The following is an 11,362-nucleotide window of genomic DNA, read 5'->3' as shown; positions in this document are numbered from 1 at the left end:
CTGGCTCGCCGAGCCCGCGGACGCGCTGCGGGCGCGGCGGGACGGGCGCTCGGTCGCGGCGCCCGCAGCCCGGGTCGCGCGGGCCGGCCGGGCGGGGGCGGCGGGAAGTTGGCCCTTGAGGGGGCCCCACTCGTTGGGGTCGGGGACGCCGGGCGGCAGCATCTGCCTCCGCCTGGGGCCGTGGGCGGCCTCGGACTCGCCCGGCTCCTTCGCGCCGGGCCATGCCTTGACGACCCGTGCCGCCAGGACGAAGTCCTTGCGCAGCGGATGTCCCTCGAAGCCGTCCGGGAGCAGCAGCGGCACGAGGTGGGGGTGGCCGGCGAAGTCGATGCCGAACATCTCGTGGGTCTCGCGCTCGTGCCAGGCCGCGCCCGCGTAGACGCCGGTCGCGGTCGGCAGGGCGGGCGCGTCGTGCGCCACGGTGGTGCGGACCAGGAGCCCGCGCACGGCGTGGGCGCCGGGGCCACCGGCGGCAGAGGTGCCGGGCTGGGCGGCGGCAGAGGTGCCGGGCTCGGCCGGGGCGGCGGCCGTCGCCGGCCCGAGGGCGACGACGTGCGCGGCCACGCGGAACCCCTCGCCGGGCTCGTCGACCGCGCTCAGCCAGTCGAAGTAGGTGCAGCCCAGGACGTCACGGGCGGTCTCCAGCGCGGGGAGCCACGCGTCGGCGGGGACGTCGACGGTGAGCAGCCCGTACGCCTCCTCCGCCGTCGCGCCGTCGCCGAACAGCTCGGCGGCAGGCCGCGGCAGCCAGCCGACCGGCGGCTGAGCGGCGGCGGTGGTGGTGGCGGGGGCGGCCGGCGCGGCGGGGGCGGGCTCGACGCGCGGGGCGGACCCGGCCCCGACGGGCCGGTCGCGGTCGTCCGGCGTGGTCACGGCGTGCCCTCCCCCGAGGCAGGGGACGACGGGGCAGGGGACGACGGGGCAGGGGACGGGCCGGAGGCCGGCTCGGGCGGCGCGACCAGCCCGCTGCGCAGCGCCGCGGCGGACGGCCGAGGCGCGCCGCCGTCCCGCCCGTACCGCTCGCCCAGGGACTCGCGCGCGATCTTCTCCTGCAGCTTCAGGATGCCCTGCAGCAGGGCCTCGGGGCGGGGCGGACAGCCGGGCACGTACACGTCGACGGGGATGATCTGGTCGACGCCCTTGGTGACGGCGTACGAGTCCCAGTACGGTCCGCCGCAGTTCGAGCAGGCGCCGAAGGAGATGACGTACTTCGGCTCGGGCATCTGCTCGTACAGCCGCCTGACCGCGGGGGCCATCTTGTCCGTCACCGTGCCGGACACCACCATGAGGTCGGCCTGGCGCGGCCCGGGGGCGAAGGGGATCACGCCGAGCCTGATGAAGTCGTGGCGGGCCATGGAGGCCGCGATGAACTCGATGGCGCAGCAGGCCAGCCCGAAGTTGAAGACCCACAGGCTGTAGCGGCGTCCCCAGTTCAGGACGACCTTCATCGGCTCGGGGGCCAGCCTGGCGAGTGCGCCGAGGCGGCGCGGCTCCGGGAGGTCCACGGGGGCGGGCGCGGGAGCCGGCGTGGGGGCGGGGTTCGGTGTCACGTCCATTCCAGGACGCCCTTCTTCCATGCGTACAGCAGGCCCACGGCGAGGAAGCCGAGGAAGACGAACATCTCCACCAGCGTCGTTCCGCCATAGCCCGGCGCGGCGAACACCGTCGCCCAGGGGAAGAGGAAGATCGAGTCCACCGCGAAAATCACATACAAGAAAGCGTAGACGTAGTAGCGGATCTGGGTGTGGGCCCAGCCCTCGCCGACGGGGTCGACCCCGCATTCGTAGGTCAGCAGCTTCTCCGGGGTCGGCACCACGGGCCGCAGCAGCCGCCCGGCGCCGAAGGCCACGGCGACGAAGAGGACCCCGACCACCGCGAGGAGGCCGACCACCGAGTATCCCTCGTAGTAGCCGGCCGCGAGCGGCACGGCTGTGGTGTGCACGGTCGTCGCCTCCGGCACGTCCGCCCCTCGCTCCCTGTCCCGCCTGCTGTCCGTCGATGTCGTCTGTTCGACGCTGCGTACGCACGGGAGTGTAGGCCCTGCCGCCGCCCGGGTGAGCCGCCCGTCCGGGATGCGGTGGGGCTAACCCCACTCCGGCTCGGCGACCTACCCCATGGCGGGGCGGGGGCGGGCCGGGCAATCTTGCCCGTATGACCTCGAGTTCATCCGACGGGGGCGACGAGCGGCTGCCCCGGCCGCCCGCCTTCGGCTTTCCCCGGCAGACCTGGCGGGAGATCGCGCACCTGCTCGCCAATCTGCCCATGGGCATCCTCGGCTTCGTCTACGCCTTCATCTGGCTCGTGCTGGGCCTGGGACTGGCGATCACCGTGGTGGGGCTGCCGCTGCTGGCCCTGGGGCTGCGCGGCAGCCGGCTGTACGGGGCGCTGGAGCGGCGCCGCGCCCGCGCGCTGCTGACGGTGCGCGTCGACGAGCCGAGCCGGCTGTGGCACCCGGGGGGCGGTGGCTTCCTCACCTGGCTGTGGGCGCGGCTGCGGGACCCGGTGGGCTGGCGGACCGCGCTGTACTCCTTCCTGCGGCTGCCCTGGGCGGTGCTCACCTTCTGCCTGACCCTGGTCTGCCTGTTCGTCGCCTGGCCGGTGCTGCCCTGGATCGCGCGGGGTCTGACGAACGCCGACCGGGCGATGGTGCGCGGGCTGCTGTCCCCCTCCGACGAGCTGGAGCGGCGGATCGCGGAGCTGGAGTCGGACCGGGGCACGGTGGTCGACACGGCGGCCGCGGACCTGCGCCGCATCGAGCGCGACCTGCACGACGGGGCGCAGGCCCGGCTGGTCGCCCTCGCCATGGGCCTGGGCCTGGCGAAGGAGAAGGTGCTGGAGGATCCGGGGGCCGCGGCCGCGATGGTCGACGAGGCGCACGGCGAGGTGAAGCTGGCCCTTCAGGAGCTGCGCGACCTCGCCCGCGGCATCCACCCGGCGGTGCTGACGGACCGGGGCCTGGACGCGGCGCTGTCGTCGGTCGCGGCGCGCTGCACGGTGCCGGTGCGGGTCTCCGTGGACCTGCCGGAGCGGCCGGCGGCCGCCATCGAGGGCATCGCCTACTTCACCGTCTCCGAGCTGCTCCAGAACATCAGCAAGCACAGCGGCGCCCGGACGGCCTCGATCGAGGTGCGGCGGGCGGATGAGCGGCTGCTGATCCAGGTACGGGACGACGGGCGCGGCGGCGCGAGCCCGGGCGGGGGCAGCGGTCTGGCCGGGCTGGCGGAGCGGCTCGGCTCGGTCGACGGCCTGTTCGTGGTGGACTCCCCGGTGGGCGGGCCGACGGCGGTGACCGCCGAGCTGCCATGGCGCGACCGCGAGGCGGTAGGCCCAGGCCTACCCCGGCGGTAGGGCTAGCCCCACGGTGAGGACGCCTACCTGCTCCATGGTCCGGCGGCGGGCGGTCCGGGAGCCTTGAGGTACACGACGCAGCACCACCGGAGACCGGGCACCACCAGAGACCACGCACCACCGGAGACCACGCACCGCCGGGCGCCACGCCCCACCCATCGGAGGACGGACGACAGATGGCCACCGCGTATGAACCGTACGGGCCGGGGACGGAGCCCCGCCGCGGCTCCCTGCTGCCCGCGGCGCTGCGGGCGCCCTTCGAGGCCCGTGTCTGGCGGGAGTTCCTCTATCTGGTGCTCAGCCTCCCGCTGTCCCTGCTGACCTTCTGCTACGCGATCACGATGCTCGCGCTCGGCGTGGGCCTCCTGGTCACCTTCCTCGGCATACCGGTGCTCGGGGTCGCCCTGGCGGGGTGCCGGGGCATCGGGGCCATGGAGCGGGCCCGCGCCCGCTCGCTGCTGCGCCTGGAGGTCGCCGATCCCGAGCCGGTGCGGTCGACGACGCGCCGTTCGCCCAAGCCCGGCCCGTTCGCGTGGGTGGGCGCGCTGCTCAGGAGCGGCACCTCCTGGCGCCATGCGCTCTACGCGGTGATCCACTTGCCGTGGGCTATCTTCGCCTTCGTCGTGTCGATGGTCCTGTGGGTGAACGCGTGGGGCTTGCTGACCTATCCCCTGTGGCAGTGGGTCCTCCCCACCTACACCGACAACCAGCCGGGCATACAGCTCTTCGAGGTCGACGGCCGCGGCTTCTTCCTCGACAGCCCGCTCGAGATAGCCGCCACCAGCGTCGCGGGGGCGCTGCTGCTGGTGGCGACGCCGTTCCTGATACGTGGGCTGACCGCGGTCGACCGGCTGATGGTGTCCGGGCTGCTGGGCCCCTCGCGGCTCGCGGAGCGCGTGTGGGAGCTGGAGTCGGACCGGGGCACGGTGGTCGACACGGCGGCCGCGGACCTGCGCCGCATCGAGCGCGATCTGCATGACGGGGCGCAGGCCCGGCTGGTCGCCCTCGCCATGGATCTGGGCCTGGCGAAGGAGAAGCTCCAGGAGGACCCGGAGGCGGGGGCGCGGATGGTCGAGGAGGCGCACGGCGAGGTGAAGCTGGCCCTTCAGGAGCTGCGCGACCTGGCCCGCGGCATCCACCCGGCGATCCTCACCGACCGGGGCCTGGGGCCGTCCCTGTCCGCCCTGGCGGCGCGCTGCACGGTGCCGGTGCGGGTCTCCGTGGACCTGCCGGAGCGGCCGGCGGCCGCCATCGAGGGCATCGCCTACTTCACCGTCTCCGAGCTGCTCCAGAACATCAGCAAGCACAGCGGCGCCCGGACGGCCACCGTGGAGGTGTGGCGCTCCGACGACCGGCTGATGCTGCAGGTCTGCGACGACGGGCGGGGCGGGGCGGACGCCCGGGCCGGGTCGGGGCTGGCCGGGCTGGCCGAGCGGCTCGACGCGGTCGACGGCCTCCTCGTCGTCCACTCCCCGGCCGGCGGCCCGACCTCGGTCACCGCCGAGCTTCCCTGGCGGGGATGAGGCGCGGCCACCCCTCTCCCCCGCTCTCCCCCGTGCTCTCCCCGCGCTCTCCCCCGCGCGGTGGGCCGCCCGGTGAGCGTGCCTGGCACCGGGCGGTCTCGATCCCTGGGATGCTGGGGGCCGAGGAACCGACGAGTGGGGGCGGGTTGTGGAGGACAGGGTGCGGGTGGTCATCGCCGAGGATTCGGTGCTGCTCCGGGAGGGGCTGACCCGCCTGCTGACCGACCGGGGACATGAGGTGGTCGCGGGCGTCGGCGACGGGGACGCGCTGGTGAAGTCGGTCCAGGAGCTGGCCGACGACGGCGCGCTGCCGGACGTCGTGGTCGCGGATGTGCGGATGCCGCCGACGCACACCGACGAGGGAGTGCGGGCCGCCATCCGGCTGCGCCGCGACCACCCGGGGCTGGGTGTGCTGGTGCTGTCCCAGTACGTGGAGGAGCAGTACGCCACGGAGCTGCTCGCGGGCAGCAGCCGGGGTGTGGGCTACCTGCTGAAGGACCGGGTGGCCGAGGTCAGGGAGTTCGTGGACGCCGTGGTGCGGGTGGCCCGGGGCGGCACGGCGCTCGACCCGGAGGTCGTGGCGCAGCTGCTGGGGCGCAGCCGCAAGCAGGACGTGCTGGCCGGGCTTACCCCGCGCGAGCGGGAGGTCCTGGGTCTGATGGCGGAGGGCCGTACGAACTCCGCGATCGCCAAGCAGCTGGTGGTGAGCGACGGCGCGGTCGAGAAGCACGTCAGCAACATCTTCCTGAAGCTCGGGCTGTCGCCGAGCGAGGGGGATCACCGCCGGGTGCTCGCGGTGCTGACCTATCTCGGTTCCTGACGCCCGGGGGACCGGCGGTCGTAGCACCAAAGAACCACTTCAGCCCGTAGTGGGAGGATCGCTCGACATGAGCACGGGGGCGTCCGCAGAGCATGACAATTCGCCACAGACAGGGGTCGCGTCGGGCCGTCCACTATGCGATCCGGTCAGGGAAGGCGACCCTTACCGACGTACGATGGCCAGGGGACAACCGGTCGGCACCGATGTCCACGAGCGCCGCCTCAAGGGAGGTCCGAATCAGTGACCAGCCAGGTCAGTAGCCCGGCCGAGCAGGCCGAACCAGCCGATCAGCAGGACGGGCCGACGCTCGTCGGGGGACAGCGAGCGGGGGACGGCGGCAAAGAGGTCCGCCGCCTGGACCGGGTGATCATCCGCTTCGCCGGCGACTCGGGCGACGGTATGCAGCTCACGGGTGACCGGTTCACCTCGGAGACGGCGTCATTCGGCAATGACCTGTCCACGCTGCCGAACTTCCCGGCCGAGATCCGCGCCCCCGCCGGAACCCTCCCCGGCGTGTCGAGCTTCCAGCTCCACTTCGCCGATCACGACATCCTCACCCCGGGCGACGCGCCGAACGTGCTGGTGGCGATGAACCCGGCCGCACTGAAGGCCAACCTGGGCGATGTGCCGCGCGGCGCCGAGATCATCGTCAACACGGACGAGTTCACCAAGCGGCCGATGGCCAAGGTCGGCTACGACCAGAGCCCGCTCGAGGACGGCTCGCTGGACGGGTACAACGTCCACCCCGTGCCGCTGACGACGCTGACGATCGAGGCGCTCAAGGACTTCGGGCTGTCCCGCAAGGAGGCGGAGCGCAGCAAGAACATGTTCGCGCTCGGCCTGCTGTCGTGGATGTACCACCGCCCGACCGAGGGCACCGAGAAGTTCCTGCGCCAGAAGTTCGCCAAGAAGCCGCAGATCGCCGAGGCCAATGTGGCCGCCTTCCGGGCCGGCTGGAACTTCGGCGAGACGACGGAGGACTTCGCGGTCTCCTACGAGGTGGCGCCCGCCTCCTCCGCCTTCCCGCCGGGGACCTACCGGAACATCTCCGGCAACCTGGCGCTGTCGTACGGGCTGATCGCGGCCTCGCACCAGGCGGACCTGCCGCTGTTCCTGGGCTCCTACCCGATCACGCCGGCCTCGGACATCCTGCACGAGCTGTCCCGGCACAAGAACTTCGGCGTGCGCACCTTCCAGGCGGAGGACGAGATCGCGGGCATCGGCGCGGCGCTGGGCGCCGCGTTCGGCGGGGCGCTCGCGGTGACCACCACCTCCGGCCCCGGCGTGGCGCTCAAGTCGGAGACCATCGGGCTCGCGGTCAGCCTGGAGCTGCCGCTGGTGGTGATCGACATCCAGCGGGGCGGCCCCTCGACCGGTCTGCCCACCAAGACCGAGCAGGCCGACCTGCTGCAGGCCATGTACGGGCGCAACGGCGAGGCCCCGGTGCCGATCGTGGCCCCCAAGACCCCGGCGGACTGCTTCGACGCGGCGCTGGACGCGGTGCGGATCGCGCTGACCTACCGCACCCCCGTCTTCCTCCTCTCCGACGGCTACCTGGCCAACGGGTCGGAGCCGTGGCGGGTGCCGGACCTCGAGGACCTGCCGGACCTGCGGGTCCGCTTCGCCACCGGCCCCAACCACACCCTGGAGGACGGCACCGAGGTCTTCTGGCCCTACAAGCGCGACCCCGAGACGCTCGCCCGCCCCTGGGCGGTGCCCGGCACCCCCGGCCTCGAGCACCGCATCGGCGGCATCGAGAAGCAGGACGGCACCGGCAACATCTCCTACGACCCGGCCAACCACGACCACATGGTGCGCGTCCGGCAGGCCAAGGTGGACGGCGTCGAGGTGCCGGACCTCACGGTGGACGACCCCACCGGCGACGCCCGCACGCTGGTGCTGGGCTGGGGCTCGACGTACGGGCCGATCACCGCCGCCGTGCGCCGGGTGCGTGCCGCCGGAGACCCCATCGCCCAGGCCCATCTGCGCCACCTCAACCCCTTCCCGGGGAACCTCGGCGCGGTCCTGGCCCGCTACGACAAGGTGGTCGTGCCCGAGATGAACCTCGGTCAGCTCTCCACCCTGCTCCGCGCCAGGTATCTGGTCGACACCCGCTCCTTCACCCAGGTGCGGGGGCTGCCATTCAAGGCCGAGCAGCTTGCGACGGCCCTTAAGGAGGCCATCGATGACTGAGACGATCGCGGAAGGGCTCTCCTCCGTCGACGCGCTTTCGCTGGTGCCGAAGGCCGGCGCCAAGCAGACCATGAAGGACTTCAAGTCCGACCAGGAAGTGCGCTGGTGCCCCGGCTGCGGTGACTACGCGGTCCTCGCCGCCGTCCAGGGCTTCATGCCCGAGCTGGGCCTGGCGAAGGAGAACATCGTCTTCGTCTCCGGCATCGGCTGCTCCTCCCGCTTCCCGTACTACATGAACACCTACGGGATGCACTCGATCCACGGCCGCGCCCCGGCCATCGCCACGGGCCTGGCCGCCTCGCGCCGGGACCTGTCGGTGTGGGTGGTCACCGGTGACGGCGACGCGCTGTCCATCGGCGGCAACCACCTCATCCACGCGCTGCGGCGCAACGTGAACCTGAAGATCCTGCTCTTCAACAACCGGATCTACGGCCTCACCAAGGGCCAGTACAGCCCGACCTCCGAGGTCGGCAAGATCACCAAGTCCACGCCGATGGGCTCGCTCGACGCGCCCTTCAACCCCCTGTCCCTGGCGCTGGGCGCCGAGGCCGGGTTCGTGGCCCGCACGGTGGACTCCGACCGCAAGCACCTCACCCAGGTGCTGCGCCAGGCGGCCGCCCACCCGGGCACCGCGCTGGTGGAGATCTACCAGAACTGCAACATCTTCAACGACGGCGCCTTCGAGGTCCTCAAGGACAAGCAGCAGGCGGAGGAGGCCGTCATCCGCCTGGAGCACGGTAAGCCGATCCGCTTCGGCACCCCGTTCCGCGAGGAGGACGGCGGGGACGGCCTCGGTTCCAAGGGCGTCGTCCGCGACCCGGCCACCGGCGACCTCGAGATCATCGACGTGACCCGGGAGGGCACCGGGGCGGTGCTGGTCCACGACGCCCACGCCGCCTCGCCCACCACCGCCTTCGCGCTGACCCGGCTCGCCGACCCCGACACGCTGCACCACACCCCCATCGGGGTGCTGCGCGATGTCACCCGGCCGGTGTACGACACGGAGATGGCGACCCAGCTGGAGGCCGCCGTCGAGCAGAAGGGCAAGGGCGACCTCGGCGCCCTGCTGGCCGGCCACGACACCTGGACGGTCGTCGGCTGACCCCAGGGTCGACTTCGCACAAGGCGGGCGGGTGCCCGCCCGAGGTGTCTGACGGCGCCTCGGGCGGGCACCCGCTGCTTTGCTGACGCCGCCGATCGCGCGCCGCACCTCGCTGAAGCGGTGGGTACCGCGCAGCAGTACGCCCGAACACTTTCTTATAGTTAGCGCTTACGTTAGGGTAGCCCCACAGAGCAGAACCAGAACGAATTAAAGGAATTAAAGGGAGAAGTCAGACATGAGCATCGTCGTCACCGGAGCCACCGGCCACCTCGGCCGTCTCGTCATCGAAGGCCTGCTGGAGAAGGTCCCCGCGGACCAGGTCGTGGCCGTGGTGCGGGACGCCGGCAAGGCCGCCGACCTGGCCGAGCGCGGCGTCCGGCTGCACGTCGCCGACTACAACCGGCCCGAGACCCTCCAGGACGCCTTCGCGGCCGGCGACAAGGTGCTGCTGATCTCCGGCAGCGAGGTCGGACAGCGCGTCCCGCAGCACCAGGCCGTCATCGACGCCGCCAAGGCCGCGGGCGCCTCCCTCCTCGCGTACACCAGCGTCCTCGGCGGCCCCGCGGCCGACTTCACGCTGGCCGACGAGCACAAGGCCACCGAGCGGGCCATCGAGGCCTCCGGCCTCCCGTACGTGCTGCTGCGCAACGGCTGGTACCACGAGAACTACACCGAGCAGCTCGCCCCCGTGCTGGAGCACGGCGCCGTCGTCGGCAGCGCGGGCGGCGGGCGCGTCGCCTCCGCCGCGCGCGCCGACTACGCGGCCGCCGCCGTCGAGGTGCTGACCGGCGAGGGCCACGAGGGCAAGGTCTACGAACTCAGCGGCGACACCGCCTGGAGCTTCGAGGAGTACGCCGCCGAGATCGCCAGGCAGACCGGCAAGGAGATCGCGTACGGCCCGGTGCCGGCCGAGACCCACAAGACCATCCTGACCGGCGCCGGCCTCCCCGAGCCGTTCGCCGAGATCCTCGTGGACGTCGACGCCGCCATCGCCCGCGGCCGGCTGGCCGCCACGCCCGGCGACCTCTCCCGCCTCATCGGCCGGCCGACCACCCCCCTCGCGGACTCGATCGCGGCGGCCCTGAAGGGCTGAATCCCCGCCCGCCGACCCTCCGGCACAACGACCCGCTTGTCATGACCGTATGGCGATACGCAAATGACAAACGGGCCGTTCCGGCGCTACCTTCGACAGGACGTCGTGCCGCCGGGAGGACACGTGAAGCCGCAGAGCCAGCAGCACCGCAGCGGACTCCTCTACGGCTTCGCCGCCTACGGCATGTGGGGCCTGGTGCCGCTCTTCTGGCCACTGCTGGAGCCCGCCGGGGCCGTCGAGATCCTCGCCCACCGCATGGTGTGGTCGCTGGTGGCCGTCGCCCTCGTCCTCCTCGCGCTGCGCCGCTGGTCCTGGATACGACCGCTGCTGCGGCAGCCCGCACGGCTGGGGATGATCGCGCTGGCGGCGGCCGTCATCTCCGTCAACTGGGGCCTGTACATCTGGGGCGTCAACAGCGGCCATGTCGTCGAGACCTCGCTCGGATACTTCATCAACCCGCTGGTCAGCATCGGCTTCGGCGTCGTGCTGCTGCGCGAGCGGCTGCGGCCGGCGCAGTGGATCGCGGTCGGCGTCGGCGCGGTCGCCGTGGCGGTCCTGGCGATCGGCTACGGCGCGCTGCCCTGGATCGCGCTCACCCTCGCCTTCAGCTTCGCCACCTACGGCCTGGTCAAGAAGCGGATCGGGCTGAACGGTCTTGAGTCGCTCGCCGCCGAGACCGCCGTCCAGTTCCTGCCCGCGCTCGGCTTCCTGATCTTCCTCTCCGCACACGGTGACAGCACCTTCTCCACCGAGGGCGCCGGGCACTCGGCCCTGCTGGCCAGCAGCGGGCTGATCACCGCGATCCCGCTGATCTGCTTCGGCACGGCGGCCGTGCGGCTGCCGCTGTCGACGATCGGAATGCTCCAGTACATCGCCCCGATCTTCCAGTTCGCGCTCGGCGTCGCCGTCTTCCACGAGTCCATGCCGCCCGAGCGGTGGGCGGGCTTCTCCCTCGTATGGCTCGCCCTCGCCCTGCTCACCTGGGACGCGCTGCACACGGCCCACCGGGCGCGGGCACGGCTCCGCCAGGCCGCCGCCCGCGCCGCCACGGCGGCACGGGACGGGAACGCGGCGGAGGACCCCGTCCCCGGCTGAGCCGCCCGGCTCCGACGCGCCAACAGGCCGCGCGCCGCCGCCGACGGGCGCCCCGCACGGCTCACCGCCGCACGGGCACGGCACGGGGTCGATATCCGACGGGCGCTGTCCGAATTCCGCCCTTGACGCCGTGTCAGCGCGGGCCGCAGCATCTGCCTTTGCGACACTCCGCTTCGCGTGCCACCGCT

10 protein-coding genes are annotated in these 11,362 nt (G+C 72.7%); 7 read left to right on the top strand and 3 right to left on the bottom strand.

Annotated features, from left to right (window positions below; genetic code table 11):
- The 3 genes from ABFY07_RS27410 to ABFY07_RS27400 all read right to left on the bottom strand — a co-directional run.
- Positions 1 to 873: NADH-quinone oxidoreductase subunit C (locus ABFY07_RS27410; protein WP_428837015.1), on the bottom strand; the 873-nt coding region annotated here is incomplete at its 3' end.
- Positions 870 to 1,556, bottom strand: coding sequence for an NADH-quinone oxidoreductase subunit B (locus ABFY07_RS27405; protein ID WP_346177038.1), 687 nt, complete (start codon positions 1,554 to 1,556; stop codon positions 870 to 872). The genes ABFY07_RS27410 and ABFY07_RS27405, both read right to left, overlap by 4 nt.
- Positions 1,547 to 1,960 (bottom strand): NADH-quinone oxidoreductase subunit A, encoded by a 414-nt coding sequence (locus ABFY07_RS27400; RefSeq protein ID WP_065962910.1) that lies wholly within the window; start codon positions 1,958 to 1,960, stop codon positions 1,547 to 1,549. Before ABFY07_RS27400 ends, ABFY07_RS27405 begins: the two co-directional genes overlap by 10 nt.
- Before the next feature lie 191 nt (positions 1,961 to 2,151).
- Here ABFY07_RS27400 and ABFY07_RS27395 point away from each other — a divergent pair, with 191 nt between their 5' ends.
- The 7 genes from ABFY07_RS27395 (at position 2,152) to rarD (ending at position 11,174) form a co-directional block, all read left to right on the top strand.
- Positions 2,152 to 3,348, top strand: a complete 1,197-nt coding sequence (locus tag ABFY07_RS27395; RefSeq protein ID WP_346177037.1) for a sensor histidine kinase — start codon at positions 2,152 to 2,154, stop codon at positions 3,346 to 3,348.
- 176 nt (positions 3,349 to 3,524) lie between these two features.
- Positions 3,525 to 4,871 carry a sensor histidine kinase gene (locus ABFY07_RS27390; RefSeq protein ID WP_346177036.1) on the top strand — a complete coding sequence of 449 codons (1,347 nt, stop codon included), beginning with the start codon at positions 3,525 to 3,527 and terminating at the stop codon, positions 4,869 to 4,871.
- A gap of 160 nt (positions 4,872 to 5,031) precedes the next feature.
- Positions 5,032 to 5,691 carry a response regulator transcription factor gene (locus ABFY07_RS27385; protein WP_076970856.1) on the top strand — a complete coding sequence of 220 codons (660 nt, stop codon included), beginning with the start codon at positions 5,032 to 5,034 and terminating at the stop codon, positions 5,689 to 5,691.
- Between the two features lie 240 nt (positions 5,692 to 5,931).
- Entirely contained in the window at positions 5,932 to 7,884 is a 1,953-nt protein-coding gene (locus ABFY07_RS27380) for a 2-oxoacid:acceptor oxidoreductase subunit alpha (RefSeq protein ID WP_346177035.1), read from the top strand.
- Positions 7,877 to 8,986 (top strand): 2-oxoacid:ferredoxin oxidoreductase subunit beta, encoded by a 1,110-nt coding sequence (locus tag ABFY07_RS27375; RefSeq protein WP_346177034.1) that lies wholly within the window; start codon positions 7,877 to 7,879, stop codon positions 8,984 to 8,986. The genes ABFY07_RS27380 and ABFY07_RS27375 overlap by 8 nt, the downstream gene beginning before the upstream one ends.
- Positions 8,987 to 9,221: 235 nt before the next feature.
- Positions 9,222 to 10,079: an SDR family oxidoreductase gene (locus ABFY07_RS27370; protein ID WP_346177033.1), complete on the top strand. Its 858-nt coding sequence runs from the start codon at positions 9,222 to 9,224 to the stop codon at positions 10,077 to 10,079.
- A 123-nt stretch (positions 10,080 to 10,202) separates the two neighbouring features.
- Positions 10,203 to 11,174, top strand: a complete 972-nt coding sequence (gene rarD, locus ABFY07_RS27365) for an EamA family transporter RarD (protein ID WP_346177032.1) — start codon at positions 10,203 to 10,205, stop codon at positions 11,172 to 11,174.
- Positions 11,175 to 11,362 lie beyond the last annotated feature (188 nt).

The sequence above is a fragment of the Streptomyces sparsogenes subsp. cuspidosporus genome (assembly GCF_039532705.1).
In the GTDB taxonomy this organism is placed as follows: Bacteria; Actinomycetota; Actinomycetes; order Streptomycetales; family Streptomycetaceae; genus Streptomyces; species Streptomyces sparsogenes.
The sequence above is the reverse complement of the archived record's forward strand: the minus strand, read 5'-3'. Positions and strand labels throughout refer to the sequence as shown.